We start from the raw sequence: 15,298 nt of genomic DNA on the forward strand, positions 1-15,298 counted from the left end.
ATAAAAAAGTATTGCTGTTAAAGTTATCATGATGATTCAAGCAAAAAATTTAAGGCATCTTTAACAATAAACATACTATAGTAGTCAATGAGGGGTAGAAAATGAGGATTTCATGAGACTACTACGCTCTTTTTGTATTTTATTTCTGCTTTTCAGCACCTCACTTTCCAAAGCTTCAGATTTACAATTCCTCACAGAAAATTATCCCCCTTTCAACTATCTCGAGAATGATGAGCTAAAGGGAATTGGTGCAGATATTGTCAAAGCTTTGGGAAACAAGCTTGGTATAGAGAAAACCCCCAGAGTTTTACCTTGGAAAAGAGCCTACAAAACAGCTCTCACCAAGCCCAATACTGGCATTTTTTCAATCAGCCGAACCAAAGACAGAGAAGACCTCTTTCAATGGGTTGGCCCACTCTTTAGTGTCCGTGACTACATCTTTGTTAAAAGGAATTTTGATTTTACCGGCCAGAATATCTCTGACTTAAAAAAGATACCTAGTATTGGAACACAAGCTGAAGGCGCTGTTCATAAGGCACTTGAAAAGATGGATTTCAATAATTTAACATTAATCTACCAGGTAAGCAGACAACTGGATCTGTTGTTAACTAATCGAGTATCAGCTTTACAGGTCTCAGACTTGGCAATGTCCTTTGATCTGCAAAAAAACAGTTTAAGCTTTTCACAGGTAAAACCCATAGCCATCCTCTCTCAAGCTGACCTTTATCTGGCCTTTTCCAAAAATACGCCTGCGGCGGAAGTTGACAGATGGCAGAAAGCACTTAACGAACTCATTAAAGAAGGCAAACACGCTGCCATACTTAGCAAACACTTTCCCAGCTTATCGATCTGGGGTCAGGAAACCGGTATTGAAGTGCAAGTTAATTGATTAGAAGTGTCCAATAACAACTATCTGGCTCTTCTTTTCCACAAATGGGAAACAAAATCTAACTAAAATTCTTAAAGGTTTATTTTAAAACGAAAAAACCCGGTCAAGGCCGGGTCTTTTTCATCCATACATTGGAGCGGGCGATGAGATTCGAACTCACGACATTCTCGTTGGCAACGAGATGCTCTACCACTGAGCTACGCCCGCGTCTCTGTGTTGGTGGAGGGGTATTTACGCCACGAAGTTTGACTTTGCAAGGGCTTTTTTAACAAAAAAACAATCTGCTTTTATCCTTTCTGGTTTCAAAGATAAAAAAAACGAGGCATATCCTTAATTATAAACAAAATTTGCACAATCTGGCAGGTAGAAAAATATGACCAGTAACACTCCTTGCACCCCTGATAATCTTTTTAACAAGCTGACTGAACTTGGAATCGAAACCACAACTATTACTCATCCTGCCGTTTATACTGTGGAAGAATCCAAAGAACATTGCAGTGACATCCCCGGCGCCCATACAAAGAACCTCTTTCTACGTAATAAAAAAGGACAGATGTGGCTCCTTGTTTGTCATGAAGACAGAAAAATCGACATAAAGTTACTCGCAAAAGCCTTGGGCGCAGGGAAGCTTTCTTTTGGCAGTGCAGATCGTCTGATGGAATTTCTAGGCATTACCCCTGGATCAGTCTCGCCCTTTACCGCAATTAACGACAAAGATAACGCCGTAAAAGTGATTCTCGATTCACAAATGATGAAGCAATCACCAATTAATTCACACCCCCTGACCAATACCATGACGACATCAATTACACCTGAAAATCTAGTGCAGTTTTTGACAGCAATTGATCACCCGCCAGAAGAGCTGGATATGGATAATTTGTCACAACTTGCCCAAGACGCAACTTGACCCCTTGCAGTTCAGGTAATTCAACCTCATCTTTTCAGGTACAAAGACAAATTCTCTGGAATTGAAGCTAAATTGGGGTTGAAGCCTAAGTTTGGAACACCAAACTTCATGTGCTTGCAAAAATTTATGTACTTCAGAGATCATTTTTTAAAAGCTCGGATATTGAACTATGGAAGAACTCATCGGCAGCGCCTCAGCACCACAAACTGACCTGATCAAGGACACAAATCAGCAAGACTTTGCCAAAGATGTCATGGAAGCTTCTATGACCCAGCCTGTTCTTGTCGATTTCTGGGCACCATGGTGTGGGCCATGCAAACAAATGATGCCCGCCATAGAACAAGCCGTTATAGCAGCAAAAGGCGCTGTAAAGCTTGTCAAAGTGAATATAGATGAAAATCAGATGTTGGCATCACAACTGCGCGTTCAATCTGTACCAATGGTTTACGCGTTTTTCCAGGGACAACCTGTTGACGGTTTTAACGGAGCTCTCCCACCAAGCGAAATCACCAAGTTCATTGACACTGTCATAAAGAAAACCGGGGGTGTTAAAAGCGACCCACTTGCAGACGCGCTTGAACAAGCAGCAATGGCCCGGGAAAATCAGGACGATATGGCAGCCATGTCCATCTATAGTCAGATTCTGGAACATGTGCCTGATAATGAGCCTGCTCTTATTGGTATGCTTGAATGTCAAATCAGTGCTAATATGGAAGAAGAAGCTCAGGCACTGTTTGACCAGGTACCCGACGACATTAAGACCAAGCCCGAATTTTCAGCAATTGTGACCAAACTTGAGCTTGCGGGTCAAAGCCTTGGTAACGAAGAAATTGTTGCGTTGAAAAACAAAGTTGAGAAAGATCAGACAGATAATCAGTCAAGGTTTGATCTGGCATTGGCACTACAGGCAGAAGGCAGTCACGAAGAAGCTGCCGACCATCTGTTATACATTATCAAGCATGATCGTGAATGGAATGACGATGCAGCGCGTATTCAGCTTTTGAAATTTTTTGAAGCCTGGGGCATGATGGACCCAATGACAATGAAAGCGCGCGGCAAACTATCTTCGTTACTCTTTAGCTAAACCGATTATTTGCGCGATTATAATAGACTTAAAACAAGGCGGGTTCCCCTATTAATACAGTCATAAAAGGCATGCTATGACCGGTGGTATCTTCGACCCAAAGTTTAACGAACTTCCGAACGAACTTCCTATTTTCCCATTGGAAGGCGCGCTGTTACTCCCTGGGGGAACACTTCCGCTCAATATTTTTGAGCCCCGCTATCTTACCATGATTGATCATGCACTGGGGCAAAGCCGATGTATCGGCATGATTCAACCAAGCAGCACGTCCAGTCAAGATACCCTGGATGATGACACTGTATCTCTCTATAAAGTTGGATGTCTTGGCAGAATAACATCCTTTATGGAAACAGATGACGGACGATACCTCATCTCTCTTCAAGGCTTGATTCGTTACAATATTGCCGAAGAAAAACCCGCTGAGTTTGGCTACAGACGTGTTCTGCCCGACTACAAGCCTTATCGTCCGGATCTGGAAAATACCGAGCCAGAAGATCTGGATCGCACCCGACTTTTATCGTGTTTGCGTAGCTATTTTGACGTTAACAATATTGATGCGGACTGGAAGGCAATAGAACACACAAACAATCATCGTTTGGTAAATACTCTTGCGATGATTTGCCCCTTTTCATCCGCAGAAAAGCAAGCAATATTAGAGGCCTCCACTTTGGTACAACGAGCAGATATCATGGAAACAATTATGGATATGGCCGTTCACCAAAGTAATCAGAATTTTGCCAAACAGTAAAATCGCACTGATGACAGGATAGATCAGTGCACAATGGATATAATTATGAGCAGTGAACCACGCGTCGACAGAAAATTACTCGAAATACTTGTATGCCCGGAAACCAAGGGTCCATTGGAATATGATGCAGAGAATCAAGAACTGATATCCCGTCAGGCAAAACTCGCTTACCCCATTCGCGATGGCATCCCGGTGATGCTGACTGACGAAGCCAGAGCAATTGATTAAATCAAACAGATTCTGGATAGACCTTTAATGTCAGAGTCAATCGAAGAAGATAACGCGCAGGGTTTTCATACCGAACACTGGCCAACGGATCTGAAATACAAATCAGACGAAAGATCTCTTCACATAACTTTTGAAAACGGAATGACCTTTGTCTTGCCTGCTGAGTACCTTCGGGTGGAAAGCCCCTCTGCCGAAGTGCAAGGCCATCATCCTAGCCAGAAACAAATCCTTTCCGGGCGTCGTATGGTTGGCATTATTGCCATTGAGCCCGTTGGCAACTATGCCGTCAAACTAACCTTTGATGACTTGCACGATACAGGGATCTATTCCTGGCAATACCTTTATAAACTTGCAACCGAGCAAGAAACCATCTGGCAAAGATATCTGAATGAAATGGAAAAACGGGGTCTTTCAAGAATCCCTTAAGAACAACTTTTATTTTCTTACTCTCGTATTCACGCCGTGTTGCCCTCTGTCCATGCCCCGCAGTCTGATTAGTTTTGGGCCTTTATCACAACAACAGATGGCTTGCCATCCAGTTTAGACAAAGAGCTTTGCCAACTTGGCGGGCAAGGATGTTTTTTAGAATTCTGATTACATGCCCACCCGGTCCGAATACCTTCGAAAGCCTGTTTCATTGCCTCGTTCGTGACCGGTTGCGCACCGATTTCAAATTCAGGCACGCGAAAAACATGTTGAATCAAATATAAGGCATTTTGGCCGACTGTTGCCCGAAAAAGAGCCACTTCACCCGTGTTGCGAGTTAAATCGCGGGTACAGTTGATCAAACGAAAGCCAGTTGGAAAACCATTAACCTGATCTTTTAGGGGGGGTGTTGCCCCGCTTACTTCACAATTCTGTTTATAAATCGCAGCCAGCTCATCCAGAAAACTGACGACATCACCGTCAGCCCATCCCGGAAAAACCTGAACGGTAATCATGTCTTTCCAGTTGTTGACGTCTTGCCCGGGCGGCAGCCATTCAGCGGTTGTTGATTGGGCCTGTGTATTTCTGGGCAAAGCCTGCCATTGATCAGGTAAAGCCGCAAAAAAAACCTCTCCGTTTCCGCCTTGGGCAATAACTGAATCACCCGCAGCCTGAGCATTACTCACAGGCATCAAGCCTATGGTCAGAAAAAACAGGCCTGCAAGGATACTTTTGGGCCATTTAATTTCGTCTTTTACGAAAGACACTGATATCTCTCCAACGCAAACAACTTCTACTCATTCCATCCTAAGCTAGGCCAGCCTATGCCAAGATACATACTGAACATTTTTGTGAGATATCACATTATATTCTCAAACGTTAGCATAAAGATAACAACCAACTCTGGCGATTTTATGTCATTGGTCCAGAAAGCTTTCCTGATGAGTTCTCTGGCAAATTTTCAGTCGAATTTTTTGGCCCAGTTTATTCATCTTTATGACCAAGCATCTGTACCTATGGAAAGCCCAAGCGAATTCATACTCATATGAAATTAAAATTAAGCGAAACTATAGTTTCTCACCCTGCATCAACCGAGGAAGATCCCCGACAATTCCCATGGCATGCTTCATAAAAAAACGTTTTACTGGCGGAATTTTGTCCACGGTGGCCAAACCAAGATCACGTGCCACACGAACAGGTGCCAAATCATTGGAAAACAGTTTCACAAGACCATCCATGGCACCGAGCAAGAGTACGTTATCAAAACGACGCCACTTGGCATAATCTTCCAGAACCTGTGGTGATCCAACATCGAGACCTACTCTTCTGGAATCCACAACGACCTGCGCCAGCGCAGCAACGTCCCGCAACCCAAGATTCAGCCCCTGTCCGGCAATCGGGTGCATTCCGTGGGCTGCATCCCCCACAAGGGCCAGACGGGTATCTGTGTAACGTTCCGCATGTAATGAGCTCAAAGGATAGGACCAACGCATATCTGTTACCGTAAAGGCCCCGAGACTTTCACCAAATCGGCGGTGAAGTTCATTGGCAAAATCTTCATTACTCATGGCCATATAGCCATCAACAAGGTCTCTTTTTTCCGACCAGACCAGTGACGAGCGATGCACACCCTCTTCGCTATCAGGTAACGGTAAAAGCGCAAAGGGACCTGAAGGCAAGAAATGTTCGAAAGCAACACCATTATGGGGTTTTTCGTGCACCACAGTACAAACAATACCATTCTGATGATAATCCGTTCCTGATACCTTAATCCCGGCATTTTTACGCAACTGGGAACCGCGCCCGTCTGCACCAATTACCAAGCGCGCTTTGATATGTGTGCCATCATCCAAGGAGGCAACAACACCGCGTTTATCTCTTTCCAGTTCCCGCAAGCTATGCGGTGCCAGATGATGAAGGTTTTCAAGCTCAGCGGCCTTGGCATGTGTCGAAAGCCTGATGGCGCGATTTTCCACAATCCACCCCATCGGCATATCACCGACTTCACTAAAGTCATAAGACATGGAAAGCGGAGATGCGCCACGATCAATCTGACCATCGGTAATCTCGATATAGCGAATAGCCTCTGCCGCCCATGTCATCCCATCCCACAGGCCAACCTGATCAAAAACCCGTTGAGATCCCAGAGCAATGGCAGATGAACGACCATCAAAAGGCGTGGCCTTTTGATCAGAAGGTTCTTCGCGATCAACAACAGCGACATCCATCCCTGCGCCAGCAAGGGCAACACCCAGAGTCAAGCCAACCAGGCCACCACCAACAACAAGAACTTCAACGCTTAGATCTTTTTGAGCCATATTATTTTGAGTCATTTATATTCAGGATCTTTTTTTAAGATAAGTGCATTCAGAACAAAGATAATCCAATCGCACCGAACTTACTCATTCCTATATAAGAGGGATTAAAGCCTTTGCCAAAAGATATAGTTGTTTAATTTAATTCTTTCTCGTCGTTGTTTCATCGTTCGTGTAGGAGTATCTACACTTCTCTCTTCATGCCTTGAGCAAAAAACTAAATTAAACAACTATAATCGGCACCACCTAGGGATTTGCGACAATTTAACCTGAGAATTTTAAACAAAAATTCTGATCAAGTATTGATTCAATTAAAACAATCAGTAATCCCATTTCCAGAAAACACCGACCTTGCTGTCTGCCGTTTGTCCGGTTTCACTCTCAAGCGTAATATTGGGCGTCAGGTCAATCTGGACTTTTGCTTTGGTACTGTCCGCTGAAGCCCCTTGGTCAACACCGATATAGATATTATCGGTGATGTATTTTCCGGCGCTCACTTCCGGTGATCCGGTATCAGAATTTGTTCCTGCAGTCAGAACATCTACGCCCAAAGTATCCCGGGCAAAGCCGAGAACACCACCACCAGAATCTATTGTACCGGAAAGGGATGCAATCGCCGATGCAAGCTGAAGGGCCTCGACCGCCGAAAGCTTGCCCGAAGCTTTTCCAAAGAGAACCTGGGAAAGTACCTCATCCTCGGGCAAGCCATCGGGGGAAGAGAAACTGATCTTGGGGTTGGTCGCTGTCCCCTGTATAGACACAACCGCCGTCACGTTATCAGCTTCGTAGATTGCAGAAAGATCAAGTTCTGGATTAATCTGGGTACCGCCCAGCAGCGCGATCTTGCCCTGTCGCAATTTAAAGTTTTTACCTGCGAAAGAGAACTGCCCTCTTACCGGACTCAGGTACCCTTCAATCACCGGGGCATTGGCAAGCCCTTTGATGGTGAATCTGCCTTCCCATTCAGAATCAAGACCTCGGCCGCGAATGAAAACCTTTCGTGGCATATTCAACAGTAAATTCAGTGAAATATTTGAAGGTTTTTGTTCTTTCTCAGCTTTTGCATCAACTGATTTTGACTGGCTCTTATTTGGACGATTGATTTCAGTGACCTCCAGATCTACGACGCTTGGGGCAACTGCGCTACCAATATTAATATTGGTTTCACGGGTCGTAATATCCCCCGCTACCGTCATATTGGCGGGCGAACCTTTGATTGCGATATTACCATCCGTCTGTACGGCTATTTGATCCTGATCGAGCGCTGCAAGATTGTCGAGTTGGATAGCCAAATCAACCAGTGGGTTGCTTAAATTTTCAAAGCGCACGGTGCCTTCAGATCTCAAAACCCCCTGTTTATTGTCATTCGCCAGAAGGTTTAATCGCAACAACTGGCTATTTTCCAACCCGGCATCAAGGGTGATATTTTTAAGCAGCGTTCCCAGTTCAATATTTTCATAACGCCCTTCACGCACAGTGGCTGTGCCGATCAACTGCGGATTTGCAACAGTCCCGGAAACCTTGAGATCACTACGAAGTTTTCCGAGCATTTCCTGCGTATCCAGCGCCAGAATAGCCCACAAACTTTCGATTTCACTATCAATCAAAAGATCTCCAGCCAGAGGCTGGTTTTCAAGAACAGTGACAGAGAAAGGTGAAAGCCCAACCTGTAGAGGTACGGAACCTTTGGCCTGAATCTTTGATTTTTCCAACCCTGTTACATCATTTTGAAAATCAAAGCGGTTATTATTCAACGACCCGGCTAAGGTTGTTTGCAACGGCGGTATCGTTGAATCTGAGTCGTCAGAAAGCTTGATATTTTCAGCCCTCAGCAAAAGATTTCCCTGTGCACTTTCAGGACGCAGAGACAAGTTTGCCTTTCCGGCCAACATCCCTTTTATTTCCAGATCAGGGGCAACTAAGTTCACCAGATCTACGGGAAAGGTTTTGATTTCCACTTGCGCATCTGCACTGGATTCTGTCAGCTCACCAGCCCCGGTTATCACGCCACCATCTAATGCAAGCTCGAAAGGATCAATACTGGTTTTATCCTGATCCTGAAGCACAACAAGAGCTTGGCGCAAAGCCAGAACCTTGTCTGCAATCGTGCCATCCAACTGAGACAGTTCAAAACGTGTGTGTGATGTTTTCCCCGCCACTGGAAGCGTCAATTTGCCGCCACCACCTAAAGCAACAGAAGGTGCCATTGTACTGTCCACTGCAAAGGTAAAATCAGCATTGGATAAACCGCCCTTAACATCCAGCCGGGCTTGTTCTATCAAACGATCCTGAACAGAAACATCGGACAAAATGGCCGTCATCACCAACAAGGGATCATTAAAATTCCCCTGTGATGTGGCAGTCACATCCAGATTCCTGATAACTGTCCCCCCGGAGTCAGGTGAGAAATTATTTGCCTTCGCGTCCAAAGCCAGATGTTGCACACCGCCTTTTTCTGTGAGGGCTGCATTGGCCGAGACTGCACCTGCGAGACCAACCCCAAAGGCTGTTCCCAGAGAGGAAATATCACGGAAATCCCCCCGGATATCAGCAATAAGCGGCGCCCCATCAAAGGGAACCGTTGCCGTACCCGACATATTATTCTGCCCCGTTTGCAACAGAATATCCGAGACTTCCAGTTTCCCGTAATCTGCCATAGAAAATCCAAACGCCAGATCCAGAGCTAGAATCCCTCCGCGAAGCTCTGAATCAACACCCCCACTTGCCCCACTCGCCAATGTCTTCGCGTTAAAGGTTGTCACCAAATCACCGATTTTATTCTGATTCAGATTCAAAGCGGACAGCGTTAACGTTCCTTCTGCTTCTGGATCTGTGATCTCGCCGCTTAGTGTGGTTTCAAAGTTTCCTGCCCCCAATAAGTCAAGTCCGGCAACCTTATTCAACCTTGAAAGCTCCGGGGCTTCGACTTTTACATCAGCCAAAAGACTTTCAAAGGTGGCAGGAAGTTCAGCTGCCCCGGTAAGTTGTGCCACCGGAAGCGGTAAAGAGACATCCGATATCCTGAAGATCCCATCACCCAAATTCAAATTTGCCCTCAAGGATGGATCGGTACTCACGAGTTCCTGAAGGACAGGTTCACCCACATCAAGGCTTTGAGCTGTAATCGAGATATCACCCGTCACCTGATTGGCGACATCCAGACTCTGCAAATTTAATTCGGTGACCAGCTTTCCCTTTATCGGTGCAATCCGGGAAAGATCATCCAGAACGATCGCAATCTTTGAGCTTGCCGTATTCTCACGGGTTGCCATGGCCGCTCTGACATCTGCACCGATGAAAGCCCCGCGTGCACGCAGCATCGGGATATTTAACAATCCACTTTCAAGGACATAATGACTCTCAAGCTCAAGACGCAAGTTACGCCCCAGCAAGCTCTCTGCCTGAGGAGGAAGCCCGCTAACTTCTGTGAGAGCAGCAGATGCATTAACGGGAATCATTTCCAGCGACATCAAATTGATATCAGAGCTAATACTCCCGATAATATCCCCGATACCTAAAATATTTTGAGCTTCGGTATCAGTCTGCGCACCTTGATTAAGCTTTATGCCCCCCGCCTGAAAGGTCGTCGTGATATTCATCGACTGAAAATCACCAGCGATATCAAGATCGACAACCCCACGCCCAAGCGAGGCCGGTGTAATCAACGAATTAAGAGTATCGACACGTAACAACAAGGTGCTGGCAGAGACATGAACGCTTTCCTTGTCGAGATCCACATCACCACTGATAGAAACACTCAGGTTAGAATTCGCAACCTCCAGAGATGACAGTGTGATCAGATCATTTTCTCTGTCCCAAAGAACTGTCGATGCCATATCAATCGGCTTGCTATCTACCAAAGGCAGGGAAGACGCAAATTTCTCTGAAAACTCTGTAGTACCGGAAAGATTAAAAGTAATTGTATCCTGCCCTTGGCTGGAAAGAGAGAGGTTAGTTTCAAACAATTCCCCCGCGTGGCCCTTGAGCTGCCCCTGCCAATTCACCAAGGGTCCCTGCCCCGTGATAGCAAAATTCACTTCAGGGTAATCGGGAAGATCTAACGCCCGTGCAATCAATCCCCCTTGAGACTCAGTAAGCTGTGCGTCAATTGACAAGGTGTCTGCATCAGGCAGGTAATTAACTCTGGCACTGACAACCCCCTGATGCGCATCCAGCTGGTCAATATTAAGAGTACTGACAATCCCGGATTCATCCCGTACAGAAAGCTTCATAGACAGGGCCAACAGAGCCTTTCGCCCCAACATGCTCTCGGCAAGATCAATCTTTGCTATATCAAGCTGCCCAAGGCTTATATCTATAGATAAAGGCAGAGGTGATGATGTGCTCTCCTCCTCTTCCGGTGCAGAAGGCAAGTCCGGATTACGTTTCACAACCAGAGAAGCAAGAGAGATTTGGTTTATTTTTAACTGGCCAAACAACAAATCCTGTGGAGACCAATCCAGAACAAGGTCTGTTGCTTCAAGCCAGTCACCTTGAGGGTCCCGCAGAATAACCTTACCAAGCCGCGCATTGGAAAAAACATTACCATCAAGCTGTTGTAGATAAATGGTCAAGCCAGCGGGGTCATTTACCACTGCCTCAATCTGTGCCAACAGGATCGCCCGACCGCTATCCGTTTGCAGATAAACATAACCACCCAACAACAGAATCAGAAAAAGAGCCAATGGTGCAACGATGACCGAGGCAATAATCTTGCCTTTACTCATTTTCATTTTGAACTAACCTTCATCTCAAAAGGCCTGTCCTATACTAACGTAAAACTGCCAAGCATCATCGATTTCTTCACGTCTGTTTAACGGAACTGCCACATCCAAACGTATCGGCCCGATGGCGGTATAATATCGCAACCCAAGACCAGCACCCCATTGGAAATTCCCTGAAAAGTCAGGAACCGCACTGTCGTAAACGTTACCGCCCTCTATAAAAGGAACCAAACCAATATCTTCAGTTACACGCACCCGGGCTTCTGCGCCAAATTCAACAAGAGATCGCCCACCAATGGGATCATCGCTTGAATTAAGAGGGCCAACAGTTTGATGCTCATAGCCTCGGATTGATCCACCACCACCAGCATAAAATCGCTTGGTTGCCGGTATATCGCTGGAACTATCCCCGGCCAACAGACCGATTTTACCACGCGTCGCAAAAACCAGTCTGTCATCATCCAAAATGGAATAATAGGTCGATCCGTCAATTTCCGTCTTGAAGAAATCCGGGGAAGCCGCCGTCAATCCGTAATAAGGTGTTGCTGTTACACCAAAGCGAAAGCCTGTTGTTGGATCCAGCAGATCATTTGTTGAATCGTATCGCGCACTAAGGGGAATGCTTGCAAAGGCAAAGGATTCAGTATCGTCTTCATCTTCAATTTCGGACAATTCAAGCTCAAGACCACCACCGACAGTCCAATTTTTACTCCATTTGCGATCTATACCCACAAAAGCGCTTACAGATTTCTCTTCGTAGGCATCAGTATCTTCGTGCTTGATGTTTGTATTGGCATTAAAGCTCTGATTATTTCTGAGGTAATTTGGCTTATTAAACCCGAGCTTTAGTTGCTGACGTATCTCCGCAACAGTCAGATCTGCCCGCAGTTTTTCACCCTGACCAAAGGTATTCCTGTTTTCCCAGAAAAACTGTGTTCCGGCCCCTTCACTTGTTGAAAAGCTGGCCCCAAGACCAACCGATTTATGCTCACGCTCAACAAATACAAAAGTTATCGGGGTCACATAGGTGCCATCGCGGGCCGCATTACTTGTATCCAGCGGTTTCATCCGGACAGCTTCAAACAACCCCGTCCGCAAATACTTACGGCGCAGTTCGTCTATGATCTTTGCATTATAAAGTATGCCGGCTTTCCACTGTCCCAGTTGATGAAGATAATTTGCATCAACCTCTGCCAAACCTTCAAATTCCAGATTCCCCACAACCAGTCTCGGGCCTTCATCAAGAACAAGCGTCACATCCATTTTTTGTGTCGCAAAATCAACGATTGCTTCCTGATCGGCAAGTTTAGCATCCGGATACCCATGATCAGCCAAAATTACAATTGCCTGATTCTTAGCTTCGACAATAGCTTCTGAGCGGGCAGCAACACCCGTTGATATTCCAATGTTTGCATTATTTAACGCTGTGGGAATCTGCTTCCCGGATTTGAATACAACACGGAATGTATGGAGCTGGAATTGAGGACCTGTCTTAATATCAAAAGCAACACTGATGGGCCTTTGACTATCGTCAACCTCATAAGAAATTTTGTTATCGTAATAACCTTCAGAGCGCAGAACCTTATCAAATCCCTCACTGTCTTCCCTTACTCTGCGCTTAAGCGCCGCCAAACTGGAGGGGAGCTTGTCCTTGAGCTGTTCCAAACGGGAAGATTCTTCAACAAGGCCTAACAAGTCACCTTGCATATCGCCAGAAATAGAAACCTCATACTTGTATATCTCTGAAGCAACTGTCGATAATAAGTCTTGTGCATTGGCAGGAATAAACGCCCCGAAACTCAGCAGGATAAAAGCCAAAAAAGTTATGCTTGTCTTCAGGAATTTTTGACCATTCCCAAGGAAATTAAATCGTCTCATAAAGAGCGCACCCTGTTGCTTCGATACTAGGGCTTTACAATACAGGCCCTATTCGGACTAGCTTGCCCAATTAAACTAACTGATCCGATGACTTAGTACAGAAAAATAACACTTCCCCTGAACTCTACTTAACCAATAACTATCGCTTTAGAGCTTGCCATTCAATCGTGGCTTATACCTATGCTGTAAAGATAATTTTTTAATTTGCCTATTATTTGACCAACAAATTATACGTGATTAAAATTTAGACAAAAATTATTTTGCGCTGCACAGTTTGAATCCACGTGCAAGTGCCATATACAACACTTATCTATATGAAAATAAAGGATATTAATTTTTCTAAAAGTTGGCACGTTTCTTGGAACTAGAAGAGCAGTCCCAGAACGCAAATAATGGAAGAAACAATGTCCAGCCTTCTCAGTTCCCTACAAAACGTTCGCAAAAGCACTGTCACACCATTTGCGATAACAGCCTCATTGCTTATGCTCTCCACACCAGCACATGCCGCAGTAACAGAAGAAACTGCTTTTGTCTTCAACACATTTTCCTTTTTGATTAACGGTGTTCTCGTTATGTGGATGGCAGCCGGTTTTGCCATGCTGGAAGCCGGTTTGGTGCGCAGTAAAAACACAGCCGCAATTTGCCTGAAGAACATTGCCCTCTATTCTATTGCAGGCCTTATGTTTTATCTCGTCGGCTACAATCTATTGTACGTTGGTGTAGAAGAAGGTGGCTTTATAGGAACGTTCAGCTTTTTTTATGACTCAGGCAACGCAGAAGTCGCTCTTCTTTCCGCAGAAGCCAGTACCGAAGAATTGATCACTGCTGTCACATCAAACGGTTATTCCGTTATGTCAGACTGGTTCTTTCAGATGGTTTTCGTCGCCGCGACTGCCTCTATTGTCTCTGGCACCCTCGCCGAGCGTATAAAATTTTGGCCATTTATGTTATTCATTGCCGTCCTGACCGCAGTTATTTATCCAATTCAAGCTTCCTGGAGCTGGGGTGGCGGCTGGTTGTCCGAGCTTGGTTTTAGCGATTTTGCCGGATCAAGCATCGTTCATTCCGTTGGTGGATGGGCAGCTTTTACCGGCGCAATCATACTGGGGCCACGCAAAGGTAAATTCTCAAAAGATGGTCGGGTTAAGCCAATTCCGGGGTCTAACCTCCCACTCGCAACACTCGGTACATTTATTCTGTGGATGGGGTGGTTTGGATTTAACGGCGGGTCTCAGCTCGCACTTGGGTCTGCAGCAGATGCCGTCGCCATGGCCATCGTTTTTGTAAACACGAACATCGCCGCCGCTGCTGGTGTTGTAGCATCCATGATCCTGACACAGATTCTCTACAAAAAAATTGACCTGACAATGGCCCTCAACGGTGCTCTTGCCGGTTTGGTTGCGATTACCGCAGGACCAGATGTTTCCCACGCATATATGGCCATTATCATTGGCGGCATTGGCGGTGCTATCGTAGTCTTTGCCGTCCCCCTACTTGACAGCCTGCAAATTGACGATGTTGTCGGCGCTATTCCCGTTCACCTCTGCGCAGGAATCTGGGGAGCGCTGGCTGTTGGCATTTTTGGTTCCGGAACCATTGTTTCCCAGCTGACAGGTATTATTGCCATCGGCGCTTTCACCATTGTCTGCAGCGCTGGCCTATGGGTTCTGCTCAAGATAACTGTCGGTATTCGGGTTTCCGATGAAGATGAATACAACGGTCTTGATGTCAGCGAACTAGGCTTGGAAGCCTACCCAGAATTTGGACGAGGCTCACAAAAACTCGTCTAACGTTTTCAGTCTCCCCACTGAAGTTGGTGATCTCACAACCTATCGTGAAATCATCCGAGAACATCCGGTCATCCCTTTTCCGGTACGTCTCATCCTCCTTAGGCCCTACAGACCGCTATCCGAGCTCTTTCCTAGTAGGGTCTTAACTTGCCGCCTGTCACACCCCCGTGATAGGCGGTCTTTTTATTTGAAAACATCACTAAACTCGCAAAAAATTTTCTTTTCTCTAGCCACGCTCTTGCCCGAATTGGTATTTAGTTACATTAATTAAACCAATTCATGCTGACCGAAATAGTAGAGTCCGAGGTT

The 15,298-nt window shown here is 45.6% G+C and carries 11 protein-coding genes and 1 tRNA gene; 7 read left to right on the forward strand and 5 right to left on the reverse strand.

The window, feature by feature from the left end; translation table 11 throughout:
• The first annotated feature begins 112 nt into the window (after positions 1-112).
• Positions 113-889 carry an ABC transporter substrate-binding protein gene (locus D9A03_RS15950; RefSeq protein ID WP_120498209.1) on the forward strand — a complete coding sequence of 259 codons (777 nt, stop codon included), beginning with the start codon at positions 113-115 and terminating at the stop codon, positions 887-889.
• Between the two features lie 132 nt (positions 890-1,021).
• On the opposite strand, the gene D9A03_RS15955 is transcribed toward D9A03_RS15950, so the two are convergent.
• Positions 1,022-1,096: transfer RNA gene (locus D9A03_RS15955), tRNA-Gly, on the reverse strand.
• Between the two features lie 166 nt (positions 1,097-1,262).
• On the opposite strand from D9A03_RS15955, the gene D9A03_RS15960 reads away from it, so the two are divergent.
• The 5 genes from D9A03_RS15960 (at position 1,263) to D9A03_RS15980 (ending at position 4,282) form a co-directional block, all read left to right on the forward strand.
• On the forward strand, positions 1,263-1,796 hold the full coding sequence (locus tag D9A03_RS15960; protein WP_120498210.1) for a prolyl-tRNA synthetase associated domain-containing protein: 534 nt from the start codon (positions 1,263-1,265) through the stop codon (positions 1,794-1,796).
• A gap of 169 nt (positions 1,797-1,965) precedes the next feature.
• Complete coding sequence (locus D9A03_RS15965) at positions 1,966-2,880, forward strand: co-chaperone YbbN (RefSeq protein WP_120498211.1); 915 nt, start codon at positions 1,966-1,968, stop codon at positions 2,878-2,880.
• 76 nt (positions 2,881-2,956) lie between these two features.
• Complete coding sequence (locus D9A03_RS15970; RefSeq protein ID WP_120498212.1) at positions 2,957-3,628, forward strand: LON peptidase substrate-binding domain-containing protein; 672 nt, start codon at positions 2,957-2,959, stop codon at positions 3,626-3,628.
• Positions 3,629-3,673: 45 nt separating this feature from the next.
• Positions 3,674-3,856 carry a Trm112 family protein gene (locus tag D9A03_RS15975; protein ID WP_120498555.1) on the forward strand — a complete coding sequence of 61 codons (183 nt, stop codon included), beginning with the start codon at positions 3,674-3,676 and terminating at the stop codon, positions 3,854-3,856.
• A 27-nt stretch (positions 3,857-3,883) separates the two neighbouring features.
• Positions 3,884-4,282: a gamma-butyrobetaine hydroxylase-like domain-containing protein gene (locus D9A03_RS15980; RefSeq protein ID WP_120498213.1), complete on the forward strand. Its 399-nt coding sequence runs from the start codon at positions 3,884-3,886 to the stop codon at positions 4,280-4,282.
• A 68-nt stretch (positions 4,283-4,350) separates the two neighbouring features.
• Here D9A03_RS15980 and D9A03_RS15985 read toward each other — a convergent pair whose 3' ends face one another.
• The 4 genes from D9A03_RS15985 to D9A03_RS16000 form a co-directional block, all read right to left on the reverse strand.
• Positions 4,351-5,049, reverse strand: coding sequence for a hypothetical protein (locus tag D9A03_RS15985; RefSeq protein ID WP_120498214.1), 699 nt, complete (start codon positions 5,047-5,049; stop codon positions 4,351-4,353).
• Positions 5,050-5,349: 300 nt separating this feature from the next.
• Positions 5,350-6,615, reverse strand: coding sequence for a UbiH/UbiF/VisC/COQ6 family ubiquinone biosynthesis hydroxylase (locus D9A03_RS15990; RefSeq protein WP_254055071.1), 1,266 nt, complete (start codon positions 6,613-6,615; stop codon positions 5,350-5,352).
• Between the two features lie 302 nt (positions 6,616-6,917).
• Positions 6,918-11,330 carry a translocation/assembly module TamB domain-containing protein gene (locus D9A03_RS15995; protein ID WP_120498215.1) on the reverse strand — a complete coding sequence of 1,471 codons (4,413 nt, stop codon included), beginning with the start codon at positions 11,328-11,330 and terminating at the stop codon, positions 6,918-6,920.
• Between the two features lie 18 nt (positions 11,331-11,348).
• The gene (locus D9A03_RS16000) at positions 11,349-13,199 is read right to left on the reverse strand and encodes an autotransporter assembly complex family protein (RefSeq protein ID WP_120498216.1); all 1,851 of its coding nucleotides are present in this window, start codon (positions 13,197-13,199) and stop codon (positions 11,349-11,351) included.
• Positions 13,200-13,603: 404 nt separating this feature from the next.
• Between D9A03_RS16000 and amt the strand changes: the two genes are divergently transcribed.
• Positions 13,604-14,989, forward strand: a complete 1,386-nt coding sequence (amt, locus tag D9A03_RS16005; RefSeq protein ID WP_120498557.1) for an ammonium transporter — start codon at positions 13,604-13,606, stop codon at positions 14,987-14,989.
• The last annotated feature ends 309 nt before the right edge of the window (positions 14,990-15,298 follow it).

This window comes from Kiloniella sp. EL199 (genome assembly GCF_900313065.1).
Classification (GTDB): Bacteria; Pseudomonadota; Alphaproteobacteria; order Kiloniellales; family Kiloniellaceae; genus Kiloniella.